The sequence below is a fragment of the Paraburkholderia fungorum genome (genome assembly GCF_003610895.1).
In the GTDB taxonomy this organism is placed as follows: domain Bacteria; phylum Pseudomonadota; class Gammaproteobacteria; order Burkholderiales; family Burkholderiaceae; genus Paraburkholderia; species Paraburkholderia fungorum_B.
Window position 1 is genome coordinate 118,180 of sequence record NZ_MCAS01000056.1, and the last position, 26,062, is coordinate 144,241.

Here is a 26,062-nt window from a genome sequence, read left to right on the forward strand (position 1 = left end):
TGCATATTAGATTCGCCATTCACAACATGCAAGTATTTGCCTGCATATTTTTACGCCTGCGGCAAACACCCCCGCCTCAGGCACCGACTCCGACCACCACCTTACCGAACGCACCCTGTTCGAGATGCGCCAGCGCCGCCGGCAATTCGTCGAATGCGTAGACCGTGTCGACAACCGGCTTGAGACCGAGCGTATCGACCGCGTGCACCAGATCGTCGAACGCGCGCCGATGTCCAACGCCGATGCCCTGGATCGTCGGCCGGCCGATGAACGACGGAATACTCGGCAGCGACATGTTGTAGCCGTCGAGCGTACCGATCAGCGAAATGCGGCCGCCCTGACGCAGTGCACGCAACGAGGCGCCAAGGTTATCGCCGCCCGCCAGTTCGAACACGTGATCGACGCCACGCTCGCCGGTCAGCTCGCGCGCGACACGATCCCAATCGGGCGTCACGGTGCGGTCGATACCATGGGTCGCACCGAGTTCGCGCACGCGGCGCAGCTTGGCGGCGCTGCTCGAGGTCACGATAACCTGCGCGCCGTGGGCGCGGGCGAGTTGCACACCGAACAGCGCGACGCCGCCGGTGCCTTGCATCAGCACCGTTTGCCCGGCGTGCACAGCGCCCTTCTCGACCAGCGCGAACCACGCGGTCAGCCCCGCGCATGGCAGCGTGCTGGCTTCGATCGCATTCAGCGTGCGCGGCGCGCGTACGGCCCAGGCTTCATTCAGGATGACGTACTGCGCGAGCACACCCGGCAAAGAGCCGCCGAGCACACGTGCCTCAGGCGGACATTCGCCATCGATCCACCCCGCCCAGAACGTGCCGAGCACGTCATCGCCTTCGCTGAACCGCGTCACACCCGCGCCCGTCGCCACCACGACGCCGGATAGATCAGAACCCGGTGTAGCCGGCAGCGTCAACGCCGTGCCCGATTGACCGCCGTTAATGAAGCCCAGATCGCGGTAGTTCAACGCAACCGCCGCCACACGCACGACGATTTCCCCCGCGCCGGGCGTTGGCACCGCCGTTTCTTCCAGTTTCAGATGTTGCACGCCCGCTTCCCGAAAAACCCATTTGCCCATCGTCTGCATGTCGGCTTCCATTTGCTCGTTGCTGATGGCAAAAAGTCTACGGTTTCGAAACGCGCTACAGTGGCGGAGAATTTTCGCTATTCTGTAGCGTTTTATTCGCCAATCGCCATGGCGCGTCAGCAGGAGGAACCTTCAATGAGAGACCGTCTGAGCGGCATCGCCGCCTTCGTGAACGCGGCGGAAGCCGGCAGCTTTGCGCTCGCCGCCGAGCGCATGCACCTGTCACGCTCGGCGGTCGGCAAAACCATCGCGCGTCTGGAGGATCAGCTCGGCACACGGCTCTTTCATCGCACCACGCGCAGCCAGAGCCTGACCGAGGACGGCCATGCGTTCTACGAGCGCTGCGTACGCGCGCTGGCCGAACTCGAGGCCGGTGAAGCCACGCTGCACGCAGGCCGCCACGATCCACAGGGGCGCTTGCACGTGAGCGTGCCCGTGTTGTTCGGGCGGCGCTGTGTTGCACCGATTCTGCTGGAGTTGGCACAGCGCTATCCGCAACTGGAGTTGCAGGTCAGTTTCACCGACCGGGTTACCGATCTGGTCGAAGAAGGGATCGATCTGGTCGTGCGAAGCGGACACCTACGCGGCGCGCCGGCGGGATTGGTGGCACGCAGGCTTGGCGAACAGGTCATGGCGCTATGCGCGGCGCCCGCATACCTCGCCAGGCACGGCACGCCTCGCACGGTGGCCGACCTCGCCACCCATCAAGGCATCTTCTATGTAACCGGTCGGCAAGAAGCGGCGTGGCCGCTGCCGGATGAAAACGGCGCATGGCAGAGCGTGGTGGCCCGGCATCGGCTGCGTCTGGACGACCTCGAGACCATTCTCGCGGCCACTATCGCCGGTGCGGGTATCGCACGTGTGCCGTGCTGGCTGATCGCCGACGCGCTCGATAGCGGCGCGCTGGTCAAGGTGCTGCCCGAGTTGCCTGGACCGCGCATCGAGCTTCATCTGGCCTGGCAGCAGACACGCCATCTGCCGTCGAGGATGCGGGTCGCGATCGATGAACTCGCGGCACGGCTGCCCGGCATTCTCGCCGCGGGCGCAACGGAAGTAGCCGCGGCCTAGCCTCAGACCGAATGCATCGCCACGCCACCCTGCGTGGCGATGCGGGCGCCCTGTCGCATTACTCCGTTGCGTGCGCGTGAATCACGCTGGTGTGCATGGACCAGGCCATCCACGGACGGCGCAGTGCGACGATCGCGAGAAACGCGCAAGCCGCCAGCGCGCCGAAGGTCGCGAAGCCCATCTGATAGCTGCCCGTGCTTTCCTTGGCGATGCCCATTACCACCGGCAGATAGAAGCCACCAATGCCGCCCGCGGCGCCGACGATACCCGACATCAGCCCGGTGCGGCCCGCCCAACGATGCGGCACCAACTGGAAGGTCGCGCCGTTACCCAGACCGAAGGCCACATACAGGCACAGCAGCAGCGCAATGCCGCCCACCATGGTCGGCATCGCCGCAGCGAAGACAAAATCGCACAGCGAAATGATCGCGAGCAGGATGGTCAAGGCGCGCACGCCGGACACCTTATCGGCAATCAGACCGCCCAACGGCCGCACGATCGCGCCGGTTGCAGCCAGCAGCGCCATGAACAGACCCGCGTCGATCTTCGACAACTGATACAGGTTGGTGAGCAGCAGCGAAACATACGACGACATGCCGACAAACCCGCCGAACGTGATGCTGTACACCAGCATGATCACCCACGTATCGCGCTCGGCCAGCACCGCGCGATATTTTTTGGGCAGCACGGCAATCGCCAGCAGCGCACCGACTACCGGCAACAGCAGCACACCGGTCTTGCCCGACCCGAACATCCCCGCTTCGACCAGCAGCACAAGCACGATCAAACCGACGAGCGTGACCGAGAAGCTGCCGAATGCGCGCAACACGCTACCCGATTTGATGCCGGCATCGTTGGCCCAGAAGTACAGCGTGATCGCAGCGATGGCGAGCAAAGGCAGCGCACCGGCAGTCGCCATTTGCCACCCGTAGTGGGCCGCCAGTTGCGGAAACAGGAAGCCGTCGAGCACTGCGCCGATGTTGCCGGCGGCGGCAAGGCCCAACACCAGACCCTGCACCTTCGGCGGATAGTTGCTGCCGGCCATCGGCAACGCTACCGCGAAACTCGCGCCCCCCACGCCGAGGAACACGCCGAGCACCAGCAGCAAGGTGTACGACGGCACGAAAGGCAACAACGGCAGCACGATGGTCGGCACCGCCGACAGCAGCACCCCCATCAGCGCGATGCGTTTTCCATGTGCCGATTGATAGAGGTTGCCGAGCGTCACACGCAGGATTGCCGCCGACAGTACCGGCACGGCGACCAGCAGACCCTGTTGCGCAGGCGTCATTGCGACGCTCTTGCTGATGAACGGCGCGAGCGGCCCGTATAGCACCCAGACAGTGAAGCCGGTGTCGAAGTAGAGAAAACAGGCCACCAGCGCGCGCCAATCTCCACTCTTTAATGAGCTCATCACGTTTTTCATTAGGCATCCTCAAATAGACTGATTGTTTTCTAACCTGGTTCAGCGCGCTGGATCATTGCGCTCGTGCACTACGCACCGGCGTGGTCATGACGTTGAATTCCGGTTTAAACATGCAACCTTCATGCCATCCGGATTGTTTTTATGAAGCTGTACTACGAATCTCTTCAATGACGACACCGAGACTTCGCCTGTCACGTTGAAAATCAGTAAACATCACGTACGTAGCGCTTTTCCTGCGCTAAATGGCTCACATATTCGCTGGCTTTTTCTTCGCTCATGCCGCCGTGCTGAGCGACCACATGCTTGAGCGTCGCGTCGACGTCTTTTGCCATCCGGTTCGCGTCGCCGCAAACGTAGAAATGTGCACCTTCTTCGAGCCATGCCCACAGTTGCGCACCCTGCTCGCGCATGCGGTCCTGCACATAGATTTTCTCGGTCTGATCGCGCGAGAAAGCAACATCGAGCCGGGTCAGAAAACCACTGTCCCGCATTGCTTCAAGTTCGTCGCGATAGTAGAAATCGGTGGCCGCGTGTTGCTCGCCGAAGAACAGCCAGTTGCGCCCTTTGTCACCGCGTGCACGGCGTTCGTGCAAGAAACCGCGAAACGGTGCAACGCCGGTGCCTGGACCGACCATGATGATCGACGTGCCGGAAACATGAGGAGGCCGAAAGTGTGCGGATTTCTGCACGAATACCGGCACATTGACGTCGCCCGCACGGTCGGCAAGGAAGGTCGACGAGACGCCCTTGCGGTGGCGGCGGCCATTGTTGTATCGAATCGCCGCAACCGTCAGATGCACTTCGCCGGGATGCGCCTTCGGGCTCGATGCAATCGAATACAGACGCGGTTGCAGGCGCTTGAGCATGCCGGTCAATTCGACGGCCGTCAGCTTGACGGGAAATTCGTGGAGTACGTCGGCGAGCTGTTGGCCCCACAGCCATTGCTTGAGGTCGGCTTTGCGCTCAGCGCAAAGCAGATCGCGCAGTGCGCCGTTGCTGCTGCGCGCGGCGATGAACGCAAGCGCTTCGGGGCTGGGGCGCGCGATTTCGTAGTGCCTGGCAAGCGCGTCGGCGAGGTGCATTTCACCCGCGCCGGACACGTTGACGTTGACCCTCGCCTCGGCGCTCAAACCGCTCAGGTTGATCAGCTCGTCGACCAGTTCAGGGCAATTGCTCGGCCATACGCCCAGCGCATCGCCGGCTTCGTATTCGAGACCCGAGTCGCCCGTGCTCAACGAGAAGTAACGCGTGTCCTTCGCGGCGCCCTGCTTGTTCAATTGCAGATTCCTGACGAGCCGCGATGCAGCCGGCCGGGTCTTGGTCGGCACGGCACCAGGCACCACGGCGTTGATCATGCCGCCCGGCGGCACCGCATGCAACGCCGCATCTTCTTCCTTGATGCGCACGATGATGCTTTCGAGCCATGCGTCGGCCTGTTCCTGATACTCGCTGTCGCAGTCAACGCGATCCATCAGACGCAGCGCGCCTTGCGCGGAGAAACGTTCATCCAGACGGCGGCCGTGGCCACAAAACTGATCGTAGTTGCGGTCTCCCAGCGCGAGCACCGCGTAGCGCAGGCCTTCGAGACGGGGTGCTGCGTCGCTGGCCAGATGTGACCAGAAACTTTGCGCGTTATCGGGCGGATCGCCGTCGCCGAAGGTGCTCGACATCAGCAGCACGTATTGCGCTTTCGCAAGCGCCGAAACCTGATAATCCGCCATGCACGATGTGCGGATTTCGAAGCCGGACTCCATCAGACGCGTGGCATAACGTTCGGTCAGCGATTCCGTGTTGCCGGTTTGCGAGGCCCACAGCAAGGTCACTTTGGGGCGCACACGCAAGATACGCACGCCGGATGTATGCGCCGCGTCGGCATGCGGAGCGGCAAGCGCGCCTGCCGGCACGGCCGCATGGGTGCCGCCGCGGCTATAAAGTCCGGCCAGCAAACCGTCCACATACAAGCGGTTCGCTGCATCAACCGGTGCGCCAGGCGGGAGAACCGGCACGCTGTCGAAACCCTGTGCCTCAACCGAACGCAGGCCATTGACGAAACCAGCCAGATAGGTCCGCTCGGCTTCCGTGAGCGAGGGCGCGGGTGTGGGTGGAAGCTGCAACAGGCTAGTCAGTGCATTGATGCGGGGCATGTCCAGTTCCTCGGTGTCCGCCTGTATAGCGCTTGCTGTCGCTGCGTCGACTCCGGCGGCAAGCACGTCGGTGAGCGTCTCGTCATCCTCGTTCGAAACCGGCTCGATGGCATTAGCGGCAACGGGGCTCAACGCGACCGCGCAGAACTTGAGTTCGGGTTGCTGCGAGATCGCATCGATTGCATCGCTGGTGACGGCGTTGATACACAGGTCGTCGCCAAAGACGTCGTTCCAGTGCATTGGCGCAAAGCAGTTCCCTGCCTGCACGCGTTCGGTGACGACGGCGGGCAGCACGGCCCGCCCACGCCGTGACCGGATCTCGACCGGATCTCTGGCCTTGATACCGAGCGTGGCCGCGTCTTCCGGATGAATCTCGACGAACGGGCCCGGATTGAGCTTGTTGAGCATCGCGACCTTGCCGGTCTTGGTCATGGTGTGCCATTGATGCTGCAGGCGGCCCGTATTCAGCACGATCGGAAATTCCCGATCCGGCAGCTCGGCCGGGGCGGCGAAGGCACGGGCGAAGAACACGGCCTTGCCGTTCGCGGTTGGGAACACGAGCCGCGGGCGGCTGCCGTCGGGCCTTTCCTTCAGTGCCTGGCTAACGCCGTCGTTCAGATAGCGAATGGGGTTGCGCTCGGCGCCATCGCCGGAAGCAAGCGGCCATTGCAGCGGTGTGTCCTTCAGCCGGCCATGGCTTGCGCCGCGCAGGTCGTAGCCGGTTTTCGGATTCGACATGCGCGTGATTTCCGCGAAAACTTCTTCGGCGCTGCCGTAGGTAAACGCATCGGCAAACCCCATTTCACACGCAACGCGCGCAATGATCTGCCAGTCCGGCAACGCGGCGCCAGGCGGCTCGATACCCTTTTGCATCAGCGTCAGATTGCGCTCGGAGTTGATCATCACGCCTTCGGCCTCGGCCCATAGCGCACCGGGCAAGAGCACATCGGCGTAACGGTTGGTCTCGGTATCGAGGAACGCGTCCTGCGAAATCACGAGCTCGGCGGCGCGCAATCCGGCGATAACGTTCTGACGGTTCGCGACGCTCGCCACCGGGTTCGTGCAGATGATCCAGCACGCCTTGATCCCGCCCGCGGCCATGCGGCTGAACATATCGATCGTGCCGTTGCCGAGCGCCGTTTTCAACGTGCCCTTTGGAATGCCCCACAGGTCTTCGATAAAAACGCGGTCTTCTTCGACCAGCACCGAACGCTGGCCCGGCAAACCGGGCCCCATGTAGCCCATTTCACGGCCGCCCATTGCATTGGGCTGACCGGTCAGCGAGAACGGCCCGCTGCCACGGCGGCAAATCTTGCCTGTCGCCAGATGCAGATTGCAAATCGCGTTGGTGTGCCATGTGCCGTGCGTGCTCTGATTGAGGCCCATGGTCCAGCAGCTCATCCACTCGGGCGCGGCGCCAATCATGCTCGCGGCCTGACGGATGTCCTCGACGGCGAGCCCCGTGATCTCCGCGACTTTTTCGGGCGTGTAGTCCGCGAGGAAAGCGGGCATCGTGTCCCAGCCCTGGGTGGTCTCAGCGATGAAAACCGCGTCCGTATGGCCGTTTTCATGCAGCAGATGCAGCAGGCCGTTGAGCAAGGCCAGATCGGTGCCCGGTTTGATCGGCAGAAACAGATCGGCCTTTTCCGCGGTCGTATTGCGGCGCGGATCGACCACGATCAGTTTCGCGCCGGCCTTCACGCGATCCATCATCCGCAGGAACAGAATCGGATGACAGTCGGCCATATTCGCGCCGATCACGAAGAACAGGTCGGCGTGATCGATGTCTTCGTAGGATCCCGGCGGCCCGTCCGCACCCAGCGAGAGCTTATAACCACTGCCCGCGCTCGCCATGCACAGACGCGAATTCGATTCGATGTTGTTGGTCCCGACAAAACCCTTGGCGAGCTTGTTGACGAGATACTGCGCCTCGATCGACATCTGCCCGGACACATAGAACGACAGCGCGTCCGGTCCGTGGGCGTCGAGCAGGCCGCGCAGACGCGCAGCCGTGTCGCTGATCGCCTGCGCCATCGGCAGCGGCGTCGGATCCTGGCCGCGGGCATGCCGCACGAATGCGCCTTCCAGGCGCCCGGACTTGCGCAACGCGACGTGCGCCGACTGGCCTTTCGTGCAGAGCCGTCCGAAGTTAGCCGGATGCTCCTTGTCGCCGGCGATTTTCACCACCTGCCCGTCCTCGACGTGCAGCACCATTCCGCAGCCGACACCGCAGTAGGGGCACACCGTTTTTACGTTACGGGAAGACATGGCAGGAGGCATCGTCGAGAGGGTTGGCGAGGAAATCAGCAGCTCACATCGCGACCCACACCTGCCCGCTTTCCACCCGCGCCGCGAACGCGCTGACGGAATAGGCCGGTGTTTCGAGGCACTCGCCGGTGCGCAGATCGAAGTGATGCTTGTAGATCGGCGAGGCGACCACGAGGCGCTCGCCGAGGTTGCCGATCAGCCCGCGCGAGAGCACGGCCGCTTGCGAGCCCGGATCGTAGTTTTCGATCGCGTACACGACGGTGTCTTCGTCGCCGTTGTCAACATGGAATACCGCCACCTGTTCGCCATTGACGAGCGCGCACACGCCCGTGTTGGGAACAATGTCGTCAATCGGGCAAATCGGTGTCCAGGCAAGCGGAAGACGGTCAAGGTTCATGGCGCAGGTCCTCAGTGAGTGACGCAAAAAAGAATCAAACGGTTTCGACAACCACAGGAATCGAAGCGAGTTTCGAGCGCCGCTCTTCGAGCGTCGCGGGCCGGATCTGGCCGCGTTCTTCGACAAAGGCGACGTTGCTGTCCGGCTCGCCACTGTTCACGAAGTGGCGGAAGCGCTTGCGCGTTTCAGGATCGGTAACGGCTTTCTTCCATTCGCACTCGTAGGTGTCGACCACCTGCTGCATGTCCGCCTCGAGTTCCGCGGCCACGCCCAGGTGATCGTTGACGACGACGTCCTTCAGATAATCGAGTCCGCCTTCCAGGTTGTCGCGCCATACGCTGGTGCGTTGCAGACGATCGGCCGTGCGCACGTAGAACATCAGGAAGCGGTCGATGTAGCGCACCAGCGTGTCCTTATCGAGGTCCGAGGCGAGCAGTTCGGCATGGCGTGGTTTCATGCCGCCGTTGCCGCAGACGTAGAGATTCCAGCCCTTCTCCGTGGCGATGATGCCGACGTCCTTGCCCTGCGCCTCCGCGCATTCGCGCGTGCAGCCCGACACGCCGAATTTGATCTTGTGCGGGGTACGCAGGCCCTTGTAGCGATTCTCGAGCTCGACCGCGAGGCCCACCGAATCGCCGACGCCGTAGCGGCACCACGTCGAACCCACACACGACTTCACCGTGCGCAGCGATTTGCCGTACGCATGGCCCGATTCGAAACCGGCCGCGATCAGTTCTTCCCAGATGAAGGGCAACTGTTCGACCCGCGCTCCAAACAGATCGACCCGCTGACCACCGGTGATCTTCGTGTACAGGCCGTATTTCTTCGCGACCTGGCCGACTGTGATCAAACCGTCAGGCGTTACTTCGCCGCCTGCCATGCGCGGCACGACTGAATAGGTGCCGTCGCGCTGGATGTTGGCGAGGTAGTAATCGTTGGTGTCCTGCAGCGAGGCGTGTTCTTTCTTCAGCACGAATTCGTTCCAGCACGAGGCGAGGATGCTCGCCACGGCCGGTTTGCAGATATCGCAGCCGAAGCCGTGTCCGTGCTTCGCCAGCAGCGCGCCGAAACTGCGCACGCCTTCCACACGCACGATGTGAAACAACTCCTGGCGCGAATAGGAAAAGTGCTCGCACAGATGGTTGTTGACCGCGAGGCCCTGCTTTTTCATCTCGGCCTTCATCACCTGCGTAACGAGTGGTACGCAACCGCCGCACGAGGTGCCGGCCTGGGTTGCGCACTTCAACGCGCCGATGTCGGTCGCGCCCGCACAAACGGCCGCGCACAGGTCGCCTTTCGAGACGTTGTTGCACGAGCAGATCTGCGCGGCGGCCGGCAATGCCTCGACGCCGAGCGCCGGTTTTGCCTGACCGTCTGACGACGGCAGAATCAGGAATTCAGGCGACGCCGGCAACTCGATCCGGTTCAGCATCATCTGCAGCAGCGTGCCGTACTCACTCGCCTCGCCCACCATCACGCCGCCGAGCAGATACTTGCCGCACCCGGACACCACCAGCTTCTTGTAGACCTGCTTGCGTTCGTCGCTGAACTGATAGGCGCGGCTGCCCGGTGTGTTGCCGTGCGCGTCGCCGATGCTGGCAACGTCCACGCCCATCAGCTTCAGCTTGGTGCTCATGTCGGCGCCCGCGAACTCCGCCGGGTCGCCGAGCAGTTGCTTCGCCACCGTGCGCGCCATGTCGTAACCGGGCGCCACGAGGCCGAACAGTTGACCGTTCCATAGCGCACACTCGCCGATCGCGTAGATGTGCGGGTCGCTCGTTCGGCACGCGTTGTCGATCACGATGCCGCCGCGCTCACCGAGTGCGAGGCCGCTCGCACGGGCCAGATCGTCGCGCGGACGAATGCCCGCGGAGAACACGATCATGTCCGTGTCGAGGAAGCTGCCGTCGGCGAACTGCATGCGATGCGTGCCGTTCTCGCCGTCGACAATCGCGGTGGTGTTCTTCTGCGTGTGTACCGTCAGGCCGAGCTCTTCGATCTTGCTGCGCAGCACGCGTCCGCCCCCTTCGTCGACCTGTACCGCCATCAGGCGCGGCGCGAATTCGACCACGTGCGTTTGCAAGCCCATGTCGCGCAAGGCCTTCGCGCATTCGAGACCGAGCAGGCCGCCGCCGACCACCGTGCCGGTCTTCGAGCGCGCGCCGCATTCCTGCATGGCTTCCAGGTCGTCGATGGTGCGATAGACGAAGCAGTCGGCCCGCTCGCGGCCTTGCACGGGGGGCACGAACGGATAGGAACCCGTGGCGAACACCAGCTTGTCGTACGGCAAGGTCTCGCCGGTCGATACCGTCACGGTGCGCGCATCGCGATCGATCGCCACTGCTTTCGCATTCAGCTTCAGCAAGACGTTCTGGCGTTCGAAGAAACCCGGTTCGACGAGCGAGAGATCGTCCGCCGTCTTGCCCGAAAAGAATTCGGACAGGTGCACGCGGTCGTAAGCGGGCCGGGATTCTTCGCACAGCACAGTAATGTCGAGGCCATGCGCCGCGTCTTGCGCCAGGCATTCGACCAGTTTGTGGCCGACCATCCCGTGACCGATAACGATGATTTTCATGACCGCGGTTCCTCAGTGTGCTGTGCTTGCTGTACTTCGGTCGCTCACGCGTGACATCGGGCGAAAGCGATTCCGGAAATAAAAACGGCGTCCCGCGAACCCAGTCGATGACTGAATTCGGGGGACGCCGTTGTCCTGACCTGTATTGCAGCGAGTGCCCTGTTGTTGCACTCGCGCCGGATCCACGTTGATCCGATGGCAAGGCTTAACGCAAAGCCCGTGCCAGGCATCCGAAATGCGGTCGGCAGCCCCGTGGCGCGGGCCTGCGCAGCGAATAAGACGAGTGTGCGGCGAACCGCGCGCGCGTCACGATTTGATGCAGTGAAGCACAGGGATGGTGCGACGCAGCACTGTGCACGTGCGAGCGGCAAGCATGCGGGCGGTGCACTGCGGGTGCCCCGCCTGTGCATTTGCAGGCCTCCCGGCACAGCATGGCAAGGCTCGAACAGGCATTGCCGGCTGATGGCGCGGGTCTTGCATGACAGACGGACAGAACCTTTCGGCAACGCAGCCGGAGTGGCCTGAAAATCGTTGAAGATAGTCAGCAACAAACGGACAACGGCGTCCCCTCGCGACCATCGCGAGTGGACGCCGTTTTGTTTTTATCCGGCGCGAGCGGTATGACGACCGTGAGCCATCACAGACGCTAAGGACACCAGGATGAACACCGTCACAGGCAAAGTCACGTTATTGAGCGCCGGCCCGGGCGAGCTCGACCTGCTCACGCTCAAAGCCGCGAAAGCACTGGCGGCCGCCGATGTCGTGCTGCTCGACGACCTCGCCAACCCGGAGATCGTCACCCTGGCGCCGCGGGCGCGCGTGATTCGCGTCGGCAAACGCGGCGGTTGCCGCTCCACGCCGCAAGTGTTCATCGAGCGGCTGATGCAGCGCTACGCACGCAAGGGGTTGCATGTGGTGCGAGTCAAGGGCGGCGAGGCACTGCTGTTCGGGCGAGCCGGTGAAGAACTCGCTGCCTTGCGTGCCGCGGGCATTCCTGTTGCGATCGTCAACGGCATCTCGTCAGGCTTCGCGGCCGCTGCGGGTCTCGGCGTCTCGCTCACGCATCGCCGTCATTGCAATGGTGTGAGCTTCATAACCGCGCATACGGAGGATCACGGCGAGCCGGATTGGGCCGCGCTGGCCGCGACCCGCACCACGCTGGCGATCTATATGGGCATGCGGCGCGTCGAGAGCCTCGCCACGGCGTTGCTCGCCAGCTTGCCCGCCGACACACCCGCTGCTGTCGTGCAGTGGGCAGGCAGCGCCAACGAGCGGCGTCTGCTGACACGCCTCGACCGGCTGGCCGCCGACGCGGCGAGCGCTGGCTTCGGCAGTCCGGCGGTGATTCTGGTGGGAAGCGCGATCGGCGAAAGCGTCGAGCGCGGGATTTCAGGTCGCGAGGCGCACGCCGATCAACCCGCCGGGATGCAAGCTGATCGGCGGACGCCGGCCGAAGCCATCGCCCAGGCCGCGTGACATCATGCAGCGATCGGCATTCTCGCGATGAACATCGTGCCTGCCTCGGCGGACGATTCGACTTCGAGCGTACCGCCGTGGGCAAGCACAATCTGCTTGCAGATGTACAGACCAAGCCCCAGACCACCGCCCGGCTTGCTGGTGGCCGGTCGCCAGTAAGGCTGGAAGACCTTGTGCAGGACATCCGGTGCAATTGCGTCGCCGCCGTTGCGCACGCTCAGCACGAACGCGCCGTTCTCCACCCGGGCCGTCACGGCGACCGGAAACTGGGCCGAGCCATGCGTCAACGCGTTGCCGAGCAGGTTCGAAAGCAACTGTTGCACGCGCGCGCGGTCACACCGGACCCGCGTGGAGATCGCGATATCGTCCTCCAGCACCCGTTCCGGATTGGCCTCGCGCGATTCGGCGAGCACCGCGCGCAGCGCACTGGCCAGATCGTCGACGTCCTCGATCGACACGTCGACACCGGAACCGAGGCGCCCGCGCGCGAAGTCCATCACGTCGTCGATCAGGCGCGCCATACGCAAGGTCGTGGTCTTCAGACGCTGGCCGATTTTTACGAGGTCTGGCTCGTTCTTGCGCAGCGTCAGCAGCTCGGCGGTCGCGCTGATTGCGGAGAGCGGGTTGCGCAAGTCGTGGCCGAGCACCGCGATGAACTGTTCGCGCAAGCTGGAATTTTCCCGCTCGTCGAGCAAGGCCTCCTCGGCCGCCTGCTGGCGGTCTTCCGTGACCAGCTGGGCCGCGATCAGATCGGCGAATACCTCGAACATGCTTAGCGTGCGCGCATTCGAGAGGTCGTTCGGATTCGGATCGATCGCGCAGAGATTACCGAAGTAGCGGCCATCGGGCAAAACGATCGGCACGGAAATATAACTGCCCAGCTTGTAGATCTGCGCTGTGTGATGGCCTTTGTAGACCGGGTCTTCGGCGAAATTGTCGATCACGATCGAGGCGCGCGCGGCGCGCGACTCGAAACACAGCGTGGTATGCAGATCGAGCCGGCCGCCGGCGACCAGACCGAAGTTCACTTCGTCCTGCACCGCGCAGGCGGTCCAGCTGTGTTCCGAGACCCGGGCCACGGCTGCAAAGCCCATTCCGGTGTTCTTGCAGATCAGGCGCAGGATCGACGGCACCGCTTCGATGCGGCTGACCGCCTCGATGTCCCGTGCGATTCGCGCTTCCTCATTGGCCTCAAGCGGTAATTTATTCATAAGAAGCAGTGTCAGATAGCGTGCGGGAATGACCGAAGAAAGCGGATTCTTTGAGCCCCGATTCTAGCGGGACTTCAAATTGCTCAATACCAGGTACGTAACCTGGGAGAAACCGGATGCTCACTGACGATGCCGTACGCCTGCTGATCGCGGACGACGACCCGAATCTTCTGGCCGCCTACGTGCTGTTTTTCAGCGAACATGGTTTCGACATCCGGACCGCGCGCAACGGAATCGAAGCGCTTGCGCAGTATTGCAGATGGCGCCCGGGAGCCGCCCTGCTCGACGTCGAAATGCCGTGTCTGGATGGGCGTGCGGTCGCCCGGCGCATCCGCCGCGCGGCCTTCACCCCGCCGCCCATGCTGGTCGCCGTGACGGGGCTCGCGCGCAGCGAGGACCGGACCGAGTCGTTGCGCTCAGGATTCAACCATCATTTCGTCAAGCCGGTGCCGATGCCCGTGATCCTCGCCGCGCTGACCGGGCGCAGCCGGCATTAGCGGGGCCAGCGCGCCTCGTCCGGCCCCGGTTCAGTCACCAAAACCCAATTCCGCTTCGACTTCTTGCCCGACACGCAGCCACGTCCCGGCCCCACGCGCGACCACCGCATTGTTGCCGAACGTCAGCGCGCCGTTGCGCTGCGGATTGGCCCGGTAGGCGCTCATGGTGTCGGTCGGCTCGTTTGGCCAGTCGGGATCGGGCGCGCCCTTCGCCTGATCGATGGTCGGCATCGGACAGCGCGCGCACAGCTTGACCAGTTGCAACTGCACGGCCTCACCCTCCACGCCCTCGACGCTCAAACTCTCCACATAGTCTTCTTCGTAGGCATCGAGCCCTGTCAGGACGACGTTGGGGCGAAAACGGTCGATCGGAATCGACGGTGCGCCCTTGTTGTTCAGGCGCACATTCAGGTCGTCGAGCGAGGCCTGGCCGATCACCAGCAGCGGAAAACCGTCTGCGAAGTAGGTGGTGGCGCCGCCGACGCTGCCGGTGTATTCCGGGTCCACAATCCGCTCGTGCTCGGGATTGAAGCGCAGCAGCCGCGCCGGCACGCCGAGAAACGCCGAAAACCACGCGGCGCTTGCTTCGCCGGTGTCGAGCCCGTAGGCCGCGTCGCGCCAGACCACGGTTTGCACCTTTGGCGCTGCACCGAGTGCGGCGGCGTCGAGCGGCGTGCGCAACACGCTCATGCCCGGCGCGTGGATCACGAGTTCGTGTTCGCCGATCTCGGCCTTGATCAGCGCGAGGCGCGGATAGGCGCGCTGGGTGAGCATCGCGCCGCTCGGGTCAGTGACCATCCAGCATCGATCGTATTCGAAGCCGGTGGCGAGCAGGCGCGCTTCATTGAGCGCAATGCCAGCACAGGATTTGATTGGGTAGACGAAAAGCTCGCTGATGGTAGGCATGGTGTGCATGCGTGGGGCGACACGCGATTTTTTGTGTGAATGGGCAATTGTAGAGCCTGTAAGGCACCGGCATGCATGCGCGCTGCCGCGAAAGCCGTCTCGCAGCGCGCCGCTCGCGCCGCTTATTCCCAGCCCTCCAGCCGCAGCGTAGCGCGCACGAGCCGCTGCTCCTCCTGTTCGATTTCCCGTAGGTTCGCGCAAACGCTGGCGATATGATCGGCCGCCGCCTTCTTCGCCTGTTCGGGCAGCTTGCCGGTGACGGCGTTGTAAAGCCGCGCATGCTGACGATCGATGACCCGTTTTTGCGGCTCGCGGTGATAGAGATTGTTCACCGACGCAAACACCGAACTCAATAGCAGATCGGTCAGCGTACTCAAGGTATGCACCAGCACCGGGTTATGCGAAGCCTCGCAGATCGCGAGGTGAAACGCATGATCGAGCCGCGCGTGGGTGGACGCACTGGTTTCCTTGCCATGCGCGGCGAGCATGTCCTCGTAGCGGCGGGTAATCAGCACGAAGTCCGCGGGTGTGCCGCGCAGCGCCGCGAGGCGCGCGGATTCCGCCTCGAGCAAGGCGCGCACCTCGAACAGATCGTAGAGCGTGCGGGGCTGCGAGCCGAGCAGATGCATCATCGGCGTGAGCGTGGGTTGCGCGGTGAGGCTCGCGACAAACGAGCCTTTGCCGTGCGAGGTCTCGATGATGCCGCGCGCCCGCAGGAGCTTGAGCCCTTCGCGCAGCGCCGTGCGCGACACCCCTAGCTTGTCGGTCAGGCGCCGCTCGGAGGGCAGCGCCTGCCCTGTTTTCAGCACGCCGTCGACGATCAACCGTTCGATACGCTCGGCGACAACGTCCGCCACTTGCCGCGAGCTATCCTGATCCGCTGTCTGCATTGCAATTCCAACTGGTATGACCACCTTCAGATGCTAACACGAGGAGGTGTTGCTCATTCTCTCTATCCCATGTCGAGCAATGTATCTGCGATATTCACCCTGAAACCATCCATCAAGAAACTGGTACGACCACTTGATTCGCCCGTCGACAGCGAGCCCAGTAGCCATAACAATTCCGCCTGAGACACGTTCGCGCACCCGTGCCCACGGGTATGACCGCCAGGTTGGCGCGGCCCCAGGAGACTTCCCCATGAGCTACCACTACGACGAGCGCATCGACGGCGCGCTCGCGACGCACGACAAATCCGCCGTTGTCGCGCAGTTGCAGGCGCTGATCCCCGATCTCCAGCTTCTCCACGAACAGGAGGATTTGCGGCCGTTCGAATGCGACGGCCTCGCCGCCTATCGCGCAACGCCGATGCTGGTCGCGCTGCCCGACAAGGTCGAACAGGTCGAGACGCTGCTGAAATTCGCCAACGCCCAGAAGATTCCGGTGGTCGCGCGCGGCGCCGGGACGGGTTTGTCGGGCGGCGCGCTGCCGTTGGACAAAGGCATTTTGCTGGTGATGGCGCGCTTTAACCGGATCCTCGAAGTCGACCCCGAGGCCGGGATCGCCCGCGTGCAACCGGGCGTGCGCAACCTCGCGATCTCGCAGGCCGCGGCGCCCCATGGCCTGTATTACGCGCCGGACCCCTCGTCGCAGATCGCCTGCTCGATCGGCGGCAACGTCGCGGAGAATGCGGGCGGCGTGCATTGCCTGAAATACGGACTGACCGTCAATAACATCCTGAAGCTCGAGATTCTCACCATCGACGGCGAGCGCCTCACGCTCGGCTCAGCGGCGCTGGACGCCCCCGGTTTTGATTTTCTCGCGCTCTTCACCGGCTCGGAAGGCATGCTCGGCATCGTCACCGAAGTCACCGTGAAGCTGCTCAACAAACCGCCAGGCGCGAAGGTCCTGCTCGCCAGTTTCGACGACGTCGAGAAAGCGGGCGCGGCGGTCGCGCGGATTATCGGCGCGGGCGTGATCCCTGGCGGCCTCGAAATGATGGACAACCTCGCGATCCGCGCCGCGGAAGACTTCATCCACGCCGGCTATCCGGTCGATGCCGAGGCGATCCTGCTATGCGAAGTCGACGGCGTGGAAAGCGATGTGCAGGAGGACGTGGAGCGGGTCGAAGCGCTGCTGCGCGCGGCCGGCGCCACCGATATCCGGCTCGCGAAAGACGAAGCCGAACGCCAGCGGTTCTGGGCCGGCCGCAAGAATGCCTTCCCGGCGGTGGGCCGCATCTCGCCGGATTACTACTGCATGGACGGCACGATCCCGCGCCGCGAGTTGCCGCGCGTGCTCAAAGGCATCGAGGACCTGTCGAACGAATATGGCTTGCGCGTGGCTAATGTCTTCCATGCCGGCGACGGCAACATGCATCCGCTGATCCTGTTCGATGCGAACGCGCCCGGCGAGACCGAGCGCGCCGAAGCCCTCGGCGCGAAGATCCTCGAACTGTGCGTGGCGGTGGGCGGCAGCATCACCGGCGAACACGGCGTAGGACGCGAAAAAATCAACCAGATGTGCGCGCAGTTCAACAGCGACGAACTGAGCTTTTTCCACGCGCTGAAAGCCGCTTTCGATCCGGCCGGTCTCCTGAACCCCGGCAAGAACATCCCGACCCTGCACCGCTGCGCCGAGTTCGGCTCGATGCATGTTCACCACGGCGCACTGCCCTTTCCTGAACTGGAGCGTTTCTGATGCTGATCGAACCGGTATCGATGGACGATAGCGAACGGCTCCTCGCCGAAGTCTCGCAGGCACAGGCAGCCGGCACGCCGCTGAAAATACGCGGCGGCAACAGCAAGGCTTTTCTCGGCCGTGCCGTGTCAGGCACGCAGATCGACACCCGCTCGCATCGCGGCGTGCTCAGCTACGACCCGACCGAGCTTGTCATCACCGCGCGCGCGGGCACGCCGGTCGCCGAACTGAACGCCGTGCTCGACGCAGCGGGCCAGATGCTGCCCTGTGAGCCGCCGACCTTCGACGGCGCGGCCACCGTCGGCGGAATGGTCGCCGCCGGCCTCGCCGGGCCGCGCCGGCCGTGGTCCGGTGCGGTGCGCGACTTCGTGCTGGGTTGCCGCGTCATTACCGGCGAGGCGAAGCAGCTGCGCTTCGGCGGCGAAGTCATGAAGAACGTCGCGGGCTACGACGTGTCGCGTCTGCTCGCCGGCAGCTTCGGCTGTCTTGGCCTGATCACGGAGGTGTCGCTCAAGGTGCTGCCGAAGCCGCGCGCGCTCGGCAGCATCACGCTCGATCTCGATGCGGGCGAAGCGCTGCGTGAACTGTCGGCGTGGCGCCGCGCCGGCTTGCCGATCAGCGGCGCCGCTCACGTCGACGCACGCCTCCATGTGCGGCTCGAAGGCGGCACGGGCTCGGTGGCGGCGGCCGTCGACCGCATTGGCGGCACCGCACTCGATCCGCGCTTCTGGGACGCCTTGCGTGAGCATCGGCTGGCGTTTTTCGACGACCCGCGGCCGTTGTGGCGCCTTTCGCTGCCGAATGCTTCGCCGCTGACCCGCCTGCCCGGCGACACGCTGCTCGACTGGGCCGGCGCGCAGCGCTGGCTGAAGAGCGACGCGCCGGCAGCCACGATTCGCCAGATCGCGCACGCGGCGGGCGGCCACGCGACCTGCTTCACGCCCAGCGCGGATGCCGAGCCGTTCACTCCGTTGCCACCGGCGCTGCTGCGCTTTCATCAGCAGCTGAAACTGCAACTGGACCCGCGCGGCCTCTTCAACCCCGGCCGCCTTTATGCGTGCCTGTGAATCCTGGCCGCTGAACCCTGCCCGATGAACTCTGACCTATGAGCCCCGGCCTCTGAAGCCCTGAACACGAACGACACCATGCAAACCAATCTCAGCGACGCCGCCAAAACCCTGTCCCGCGCCGACGAAGCCGAGCAGATCCTGCGCTCGTGCGTGCATTGCGGCTTCTGCAACGCGACCTGCCCGACCTATCAGTTGCTCGGCAACGAACTCGACGGCCCGCGCGGCCGTATCTATCTGATCAAACAGATGCTGGAAGGCGAGCCGGTCACGCAGAAAACCCAGTTGCACCTCGACCGCTGCCTGAGTTGCCGCAACTGTGAAACCACCTGCCCGTCGGGTGTCACCTACCATGCGCTGCTGGATATCGGCCGCGCCGAACTCGCGCAGCGGATTGTTCGGCCCGCCCCGGAACGCTTGCTGCGCGAGGGTTTGCGCCGGGTGATCCCGAATCCCGCGGTATTCCGCGCGCTGCTTAAAACCGGTCAGGCCATGCGGCCGTTTCTTCCGGCCGCGCTTGGACGTAAAATCCCCAAGCGAAGCGCTCGGCCAAATGCTGGGACAGAGTCGAGGCCGGCGTCGCGGCATCCGCGCAAAATGCTGATGCTGGAAGGCTGCGTGCAACCCGCGCTGTCACCTGACACCAACGCGGCCGCCGCGCGCGTGCTGGACCGGTTGGGCATCAGCATCGTGAATGCCCGCCAGGCCGGCTGCTGCGGGGCGACCGATTATCATCTGGACGCGCAGGAGACTGGCCTCGCGCGGGCACGGCGCAATATCGACGCGTGGTGGCCCGCCATCGAGGCCGGTGCTGAGGCGATCGTGCAAACCGCAAGCGGCTGCGGCGCGTTCGTCAAGGAATATGGGCATCTGCTGCGCCACGACCCTCGCTATGCGTCAAAAGCGCAGCGGGTCAGCGAGCTGACGCGAGACCTCGTGGAGGTATTGGCTAACGAGCCACTCGATCGGCTACAGGCGGATCAATTGCAGGCAGGGGCGTTACCGAAGTTGCCAGCGACGTTGCCAGCGAAGTTGCCAGCGAAGTTGCCAGGTACGTTGCCAGGTACGTTGCCAGCGACATCGCCAGATCAGGCACGGCGGAAAATCGCGTTTCATTGCCCCTGCACCTTGCAGCATGCGCAGAAGCTGGGCGGCGCGGTCGAGTCGGTCCTGCAACGGCTCGGTTTCGATCTCGCCGCGGTGCCCGACGCCCATCTGTGCTGCGGATCGGCGGGCACGTATTCCATCACCCAGCCGGCGCTTGCGGAACGATTGCGTAACAACCGGCTCGATGCGCTGGAAAGCGGCAAGCCGGAGATGATCGTCACGGCCAACATCGGTTGCCAGACCCATCTGAACGGCGCCGGCCGCACTCCGGTGCGCCACTGGATAGAACTTGTAGAAGCATCCCTACCATAAACGAAACAGGAAATTCATTATGCTGAGCAAACCCGTGTTGACTGTTGCCGAAACGACCCGAATCCTCGAAGCCGCCCGCGCGGAAGCCGAGAAGAACCAGTGGGCCGTCGCTATCGTGGTGGTCGACGATGGCGGTCACCCACTCGGCATGCTGCGCCTCGACGGCAGCGCGCCGGCCAGTTCGTACATCGCCACGGAAAAGGCCCGCACTTCGGCGATCGGCCGCCGTGAAACCAAGGTGTATGAGGACATGATCAACAACGGCCGCACGGCATTCCTGAGCGCACCGTTGCAAGGCACGCTGGAAGGCGGCGTGCCGGTGATCGTCGACGGCCAGGTGGTCGGCGCGGTCGGTGTGTCGGGCGTCAAGTCGGATCAGGACGCGCAAATCGCCAAGGCGGGTATTCAAGCGATCGCCGCTTAAGTTCGAGATCCGTCCGGATTCGTTCAAAGCGGCATCAATAAAAGCAAGAAGCACAACACGGACCGGTGCCCCCACACCGGTCCCATTCAAGGATGGAGCAGTCGATGACTCAGATGAACACGCGCGGTGGACTGCAAGTCGCCGCCAACCTCGACCAGTTCGTCGAAACCGAAGCCCTGCCCGGCACCGGACTCGACAGCGCAGCATTCTGGTCAGGTTTCGACGCCCTCGTGCACGAGCTGGCGCCCAAGAACCGTGCGCTGCTGGCCGAGCGCGACCGCCTGCAAACCGAACTCGACACCTGGCATCGCGCCAATCCGGGCCCGGTACGCGATCTGCGCGCCTACCGCGCCTTCCTCGAAGGCATCGGCTATATCGTGCCGTCGCCGGCGAGCGTCAAAGCCACGACCGACCACGTGGACACCGAAATCGCCGAACAGGCCGGCCCGCAACTCGTGGTGCCGCTGTCGAATCAACGCTATGCGCTCAACGCTGCCAACGCACGCTGGGGCAGCCTGTACGACGCGCTGTACGGCACCGATGCGATCCCCGAAACCAACGGCGCCGAAAAGCAGAAGGCCTTCAATCCGGTGCGCGGCGCCGCGGTGATCGCCTATGCCCGCAAATTTCTCGATCAGGCCGCCCCGCTCGCGAACGGCTCGCACGCCGACGCCACGCTGTATAGCGTCGAAGGCGGCAAGCTCGTCGTCACGCTCAAGAGCGGCAAGACCGAACTGAAGACGCCGGCGCAATTCATCGGCTATCAGGGCGACGCGAACGCACCGGCCGCCGTGCTGCTCAAGCACAACGGCCTGCACTTCGAAATCCAGATCGACGCGAACGATTCGATCGGCAAGACCGATTCGGCGCACGTGAAGGACGTGCTGGTCGAAGCCGCGGTGAGCACGATCATCGACTGCGAAGACTCGGTTGCGGCCGTGGACGCCGACGACAAGGTCCAGCTCTATCGCAACTGGCTCGGCCTGATGAACGGCACGTTGACGGAAGAAGTCACGAAGGGCGGCAAGACCTTCACGCGCCGTCTGAATGCCGATCGCGTGTACACCGCCGCGAACGGCACAGCGCCGGTCGTGCTGCATGGCCGCTCGCTGCTGTTTATTCGCAACGTCGGTCATTTGATGACCAATCCGGCCGTGCTGACCCAAGACGGCAAGGAGATTCCGGAAGGTATTCTCGACGCCGTCGTCACCACGCTGTGCGCGCTGCACGACCGCCAGCACAAGCTGAATTCGCGCACCGGTTCGATCTATATCGTGAAGCCGAAAATGCACGGTCCGGCCGAAGTCGCGTTCGCAAGCGAATTGTTCGCGCGCGTCGAAGATCTGCTGAAGCTGCCGCGCAACACGATCAAGATGGGCATCATGGACGAGGAGCGCCGCACCAGCGTCAACCTGCTCGCCTGTATCGGCGAAGCGTCAGAGCGTGTCGCGTTCATCAACACCGGTTTCCTCGACCGCACCGGCGATGAAATGCACTCGGCCATGGAAGCCGGCCCGATGATGCGCAAGGGCGACATGAAGTCGAGCGCATGGATTACCGCGTACGAACGCAGCAACGTGCTGGTCGGTTTGAACGCGGGTCTGCGTGGCCGCTCGCAGATCGGCAAGGGCATGTGGGCAATGCCCGACCTGATGCACGCCATGCTCGAACAGAAGATCGCCCATCCCAAGGCCGGCGCGAACACCGCATGGGTGCCCTCGCCGACCGCCGCGACACTGCACGCGCTGCACTATCACCAGGTCGACGTGCAGGCGGTTCAGCAGGAACTCGAACGCACGGACTACGCGAAAGTGCGCGACGAACTGCTCGACGGCCTGCTGACGATTCCGGTTGTCGCCGAGGCGAAGTGGAACGCGGACGAGATCCGCAGCGAAGTCGAGAACAACGCGCAAGGTATTCTTGGTTACGTGGTGCGCTGGGTCGATCAGGGCGTGGGTTGTTCGAAGGTGCCGGACATTCACAACGTCGGGCTGATGGAAGACCGTGCAACGCTGCGTATTTCCAGCCAGCACATCGCCAACTGGCTGTATCACGGCGTGGTGACGCGCGAGCTGGTCGAAGAGACCTTCAAGCGCATGGCCAAGGTGGTCGACGAGCAGAACGCAGGCGATCCGCAGTACAAACCGATGGCGCCGGGCTTCGACACGCTGGCGTTCAAGGCCGCGCAGGCGCTGGTGTTCGAAGGACGTCAGCAGCCGAGCGGCTATACGGAACCGTTGCTGCATAAGTTCCGGCTGGAAGTGAAGAAGGAACAGTAAAGGCTTGTTGGGCGTGGCCTGGGTATAGGGCTCGATTTCGGGCTCGATCCCGGGCCCGATCTGTCGGGCTCAACTGGGTCATTACCAGGAAACTGGCCGGATAGAAAGACGGGCGCCGCATGATGCGGCGCCCGTTTTAATTTGCGCGGTAGTGCTGCGCGTTGCTTCTGCGTGAAGCTGGTGCGGTGCTCAGGCCAACGCGTTCGCGCCGTCGATTCGAGCCGTACGTCCGTACCCGGCGTCCGAACCGCCTGAAATCTTCAGGTTTCCGAAGAAACCTGTGTCTCCTCGGTCTCTTACACCTTAGGCCGCTTCTGCCGTGTACTGCGCGGGAACGCTCGCCTGCATATTCGCTTGCAGATAGGTTTGCAGATACGCTTCGAAATCCGCCTTCACTTCCGGATGACGCAGCGCGAATTCCACCGTCGCCTTCAGATAGCCGAGCTTGCTGCCGCAATCGAAGCGCGTGCCGAAGTAGCGATACGCAAGCACCTGCTCTTCGGTCAGCAGCGATTGCACCGCGTCGGTCAATTGCAACTCGCCGCCCGCACCTGGTTTGAGCGCACGGATATGCTTGAAGATAGTCGGCATCAAGACGTAGCGGCCCACCACGCCGAGGTTCGACGGCGCCTTGTCCGGCGCCGGTTTTTCGACAATGCCCGACAGCTTGATCACATTGTCTTCCCACTCGCGGCCGTCCACGACACCGTACGAGCGGCTATCTTCGCGCGCGATGGTTTCGACACCGATCACCGAGCTGTGATAGTGGTTGAACGTATCGACGAGTTGGCTCATCACCGGCTTCGTGCTGTGCAGCAAGTCGTCCGCCAGAATCACGGCGAACGGGCTCTCGCCCACCAGTTTCTCGGCGCACAGCACCGCGTGGCCTAAGCCGAGCGCTTCCGCCTGACGCACATAGAAACAGTCGACGTTGGCCGGCTTGATGCTGCGCACGAGGTCGAGCAGCTTCTGCTTGTTGCGCGCTTCGAGTTCCGCTTCGATCTCGTAGGACTTATCGAAATGATCTTCGATAGCGCGTTTGCTGCGGCCCGTCACGAAGATCATTTCGGTGATGCCGGCGGCAATCGCTTCTTCAACCGCGTACTGGATCAGCGGCTTGTCGACGACCGGCAGCATTTCCTTCGGGCTTGCTTTGGTAGCCGGCAGGAATCGTGTCCCGAGGCCCGCTACGGGAAACACGGCTTTGGTGACTTTCAGCATGGTAGGTATTCCCACATCGGTTAGAAATTAGTGTGCTCGCGGGCCTGGCGGCCACTCGATGTCGCCGGAACGGCTAACAAAAAAATTCAATTCATTTCATGCGTCATTTTTTTGAATTCGAATAAATAAATCGATTATTTTTCGAAACTCCGGATCGCCATTGAATCAGGAAACATTTACATATTCAAATTGAATTGTTTTCGTCGATTCAGAAAATCTTACAGAGACGGGGTCCAGCGCTCCGGTGACCCGACCGCGAAGCCGGGTGGCCAGGGCAAACGGCGGCGAACGTTCCCGCGCCGCTCACTCGTTCTCGTCGAGTTGCGGCAGCTTGCCCGGATTGATGCGAAAGCGGCGAATCGGTTCGTTGCGCAGCGCCTCCCGGTACGCGGAGGCGGCGACGAGGATCAGCAGCACGGCGATGCCGGCGAGTAAATGCAGGTTCATGACTTCACCCCAGGTCAGAGAATCCGTGACTTAAATTAGCACGAAAAAAACTTCAAATAATTCATCCTGAAGAATGCTCACGCGCAATTACAATTCGTCACAAAATCGCCGTTTAATTCAATTCGGCATGCAATTTTTTATCGATTTTTTGCCCACGCGGTGCACTAGCATGTGATGCATCGCGGACGCGTAGAGCGCGCCCGGGAATAAGCTTTTTCCTCCTTCCGAATAAAGGACCGCGCATGAGCGACTCAGCACTGGATGCCGCCGGCTCATCCCTGCCCCTCCCTCCATCACGATCGGCCACGACGCCACGCGCCCAGAGCGAAGCCCGCGCCGACAGCGCCGGCAAGGAACACGTGATCGACGCAATGCGGGGTTTCGCGGCGCTTCTGGTCGCGTATTTCCATTGCCGCCAGGTCGAATGGGTCGGCATGCAGGCGTTTCATCAGAGCGCCGGCCATTCATTCAGTCTGAGTACGATTGCCGCCTATCTGACCTTTCCGATTGCCTGGGGCTCGGCCGGCGTGCCGATTTTCTTTGTGATCAGCGGTTACTGCATTCATCGTGGCGGCGCGCTGCGTCTCGCGAAAAATCCCGGCTACCGGCTCGACGCCGGTAATTTCTGGGTGCGCCGTTTCGCGCGTATCTACCCGGTGCTGCTTGCGGCGCTGGTGCTGACTTTCGCACTCGACTGGGTCAGCCTGCAGTTTCCGCCGGTCAATCACAAGATCCGCGAGATTGGCCTGCAGGCGTTTCTGGTCAATCTGTTTTCGCTGCAAGGTGTGGCCGGCAAGACTTACGGATCGAACGGCGCGCTCTGGACGTTGTCGCTTGAGGTGCAGTTCTACGCGATCTATCCGCTGCTGTTCGCGCTACGCCGCCGTCTGGGCATGACATCCGTTCTGGGGATCGTCGCGCTCATCAATGTAGTGTCCGCCTATATGCTCGAACGCCACGACATTCAGTTCTTCACGTCGTACTGGTTCTCGTGGATGCTCGGCGCGTGGATCGCCGATGCCAGGGCCCACTCGGCGCCGGATGTACGCTCGTCTGTCTGGCTTTACGTCCTCGCCGCGGTATTCATTGCGCTCGGCTGCGTGGCGTTCCGGTACGGTCAATACGGTGCGTTCCAGTTCTGGGCACTCGGTTTCGCGTTCTATCTGTATAAGGCGCTGGAACGTCCTCGGGCCGGCACGAACAATTCGGCCGACGTGCGGCTTTTGTCGCGCTTCGGCGACTTCAGCTTCTCGCTGTATCTGATCCATCTGCCGATCTTCGTGCTGCTGTCGTCGATCCTGTTCCGCTCTTCGTTGCAGATGTCGATCTGGCCGTCGTTTGGCTACATGCTGGTGGCCGTGCCGGTCGCTTACGTGTTTTACCGGCTGGTCGAGTTGCCGGCGATGAAGTGGTCGGCGAGCTTCAAGTCGCGCGCCGCACCATAGAAAAACGGAGCGAAAGTCCTCAAGACTTTCGCTCCGCTGCGCCAACGACAGAAACCGGC

The 26,062-nt window shown here is 63.1% G+C and carries 19 protein-coding genes; 9 read left to right on the forward strand and 10 right to left on the reverse strand.

Annotated elements, in window-relative coordinates; translation table 11 throughout:
* Positions 1-76: 76 nt before the first annotated feature.
* On the reverse strand, positions 77-1,105 hold the full coding sequence (locus BCY88_RS34510; RefSeq protein WP_120348572.1) for a zinc-dependent alcohol dehydrogenase family protein: 1,029 nt from the start codon (positions 1,103-1,105) through the stop codon (positions 77-79).
* Positions 1,106-1,228: 123 nt separating this feature from the next.
* Between BCY88_RS34510 and BCY88_RS34515 the strand changes: the two genes are divergently transcribed.
* Positions 1,229-2,161: a LysR family transcriptional regulator gene (locus tag BCY88_RS34515; protein ID WP_120348573.1), complete on the forward strand. Its 933-nt coding sequence runs from the start codon at positions 1,229-1,231 to the stop codon at positions 2,159-2,161.
* Positions 2,162-2,219: 58 nt separating this feature from the next.
* On the opposite strand, the gene BCY88_RS34520 is transcribed toward BCY88_RS34515, so the two are convergent.
* The 4 genes from BCY88_RS34520 to nirB all read right to left on the reverse strand — a co-directional run bounded on the left by BCY88_RS34520 (position 2,220) and on the right by nirB (position 10,971).
* Positions 2,220-3,587, reverse strand: coding sequence for an MFS transporter (locus BCY88_RS34520; RefSeq protein ID WP_120348574.1), 1,368 nt, complete (start codon positions 3,585-3,587; stop codon positions 2,220-2,222).
* Between the two features lie 203 nt (positions 3,588-3,790).
* Complete coding sequence (locus BCY88_RS34525; protein WP_120348575.1) at positions 3,791-7,999, reverse strand: bifunctional nitrate reductase/sulfite reductase flavoprotein subunit alpha; 4,209 nt, start codon at positions 7,997-7,999, stop codon at positions 3,791-3,793.
* 43 nt (positions 8,000-8,042) lie between these two features.
* Positions 8,043-8,396 (reverse strand): nitrite reductase small subunit NirD, encoded by a 354-nt coding sequence (nirD, locus tag BCY88_RS34530; RefSeq protein ID WP_120348576.1) that lies wholly within the window; start codon positions 8,394-8,396, stop codon positions 8,043-8,045.
* Between the two features lie 34 nt (positions 8,397-8,430).
* On the reverse strand, positions 8,431-10,971 hold the full coding sequence (gene nirB / locus BCY88_RS34535; RefSeq protein ID WP_120348577.1) for a nitrite reductase large subunit NirB: 2,541 nt from the start codon (positions 10,969-10,971) through the stop codon (positions 8,431-8,433).
* Positions 10,972-11,631: 660 nt separating this feature from the next.
* On the opposite strand from nirB, the gene cobA reads away from it, so the two are divergent.
* Positions 11,632-12,447 (forward strand): uroporphyrinogen-III C-methyltransferase, encoded by an 816-nt coding sequence (gene cobA / locus BCY88_RS34540; protein ID WP_120348578.1) that lies wholly within the window; start codon positions 11,632-11,634, stop codon positions 12,445-12,447.
* Between the two features lie 2 nt (positions 12,448-12,449).
* On the opposite strand, the gene BCY88_RS34545 is transcribed toward cobA, so the two are convergent.
* Positions 12,450-13,658, reverse strand: a complete 1,209-nt coding sequence (locus tag BCY88_RS34545) for a GAF domain-containing sensor histidine kinase (RefSeq protein WP_120348579.1) — start codon at positions 13,656-13,658, stop codon at positions 12,450-12,452.
* Between the two features lie 116 nt (positions 13,659-13,774).
* Between BCY88_RS34545 and BCY88_RS34550 the strand changes: the two genes are divergently transcribed.
* Positions 13,775-14,155 carry a response regulator gene (locus tag BCY88_RS34550; RefSeq protein WP_120348580.1) on the forward strand — a complete coding sequence of 127 codons (381 nt, stop codon included), beginning with the start codon at positions 13,775-13,777 and terminating at the stop codon, positions 14,153-14,155.
* 30 nt (positions 14,156-14,185) lie between these two features.
* Here the strand turns inward: BCY88_RS34550 and BCY88_RS34555 are convergent, their stop codons facing one another.
* Together BCY88_RS34555 and glcC are read right to left on the reverse strand one after the other, a co-directional pair.
* Positions 14,186-15,061, reverse strand: coding sequence for an MOSC domain-containing protein (locus BCY88_RS34555; RefSeq protein WP_120348581.1), 876 nt, complete (start codon positions 15,059-15,061; stop codon positions 14,186-14,188).
* A gap of 122 nt (positions 15,062-15,183) precedes the next feature.
* Complete coding sequence (glcC, locus tag BCY88_RS34560; protein ID WP_120348582.1) at positions 15,184-15,951, reverse strand: transcriptional regulator GlcC; 768 nt, start codon at positions 15,949-15,951, stop codon at positions 15,184-15,186.
* Positions 15,952-16,201: 250 nt separating this feature from the next.
* Here glcC and glcD point away from each other — a divergent pair, with 250 nt between their 5' ends.
* The 5 genes from glcD to BCY88_RS34585 all read left to right on the forward strand — a co-directional run bounded on the left by glcD (position 16,202) and on the right by BCY88_RS34585 (position 22,890).
* Complete coding sequence (gene glcD, locus BCY88_RS34565; protein WP_120348583.1) at positions 16,202-17,701, forward strand: glycolate oxidase subunit GlcD; 1,500 nt, start codon at positions 16,202-16,204, stop codon at positions 17,699-17,701.
* The gene (gene glcE, locus BCY88_RS34570; protein WP_120348584.1) at positions 17,701-18,768 is read left to right on the forward strand and encodes a glycolate oxidase subunit GlcE; all 1,068 of its coding nucleotides are present in this window, start codon (positions 17,701-17,703) and stop codon (positions 18,766-18,768) included. Before glcD ends, glcE begins: the two co-directional genes overlap by 1 nt.
* 78 nt (positions 18,769-18,846) lie before the next feature.
* Positions 18,847-20,187: a glycolate oxidase subunit GlcF gene (glcF, locus tag BCY88_RS34575; protein WP_120348585.1), complete on the forward strand. Its 1,341-nt coding sequence runs from the start codon at positions 18,847-18,849 to the stop codon at positions 20,185-20,187.
* A 19-nt stretch (positions 20,188-20,206) separates the two neighbouring features.
* Positions 20,207-20,611: a heme-binding protein gene (locus BCY88_RS34580; RefSeq protein ID WP_120291848.1), complete on the forward strand. Its 405-nt coding sequence runs from the start codon at positions 20,207-20,209 to the stop codon at positions 20,609-20,611.
* Positions 20,612-20,715: 104 nt separating this feature from the next.
* Positions 20,716-22,890: a malate synthase G gene (locus BCY88_RS34585; protein ID WP_120348586.1), complete on the forward strand. Its 2,175-nt coding sequence runs from the start codon at positions 20,716-20,718 to the stop codon at positions 22,888-22,890.
* A gap of 303 nt (positions 22,891-23,193) precedes the next feature.
* Here the strand turns inward: BCY88_RS34585 and galU are convergent, their stop codons facing one another.
* Complete coding sequence (gene galU / locus BCY88_RS34590) at positions 23,194-24,111, reverse strand: UTP--glucose-1-phosphate uridylyltransferase GalU (protein ID WP_120348587.1); 918 nt, start codon at positions 24,109-24,111, stop codon at positions 23,194-23,196.
* A gap of 303 nt (positions 24,112-24,414) precedes the next feature.
* Positions 24,415-24,558 (reverse strand): hypothetical protein, encoded by a 144-nt coding sequence (locus BCY88_RS40020; protein ID WP_167346791.1) that lies wholly within the window; start codon positions 24,556-24,558, stop codon positions 24,415-24,417.
* Positions 24,559-24,800: 242 nt separating this feature from the next.
* On the opposite strand from BCY88_RS40020, the gene BCY88_RS34595 reads away from it, so the two are divergent.
* Complete coding sequence (locus BCY88_RS34595) at positions 24,801-26,003, forward strand: acyltransferase family protein (RefSeq protein ID WP_120348588.1); 1,203 nt, start codon at positions 24,801-24,803, stop codon at positions 26,001-26,003.
* Positions 26,004-26,062 lie beyond the last annotated feature (59 nt).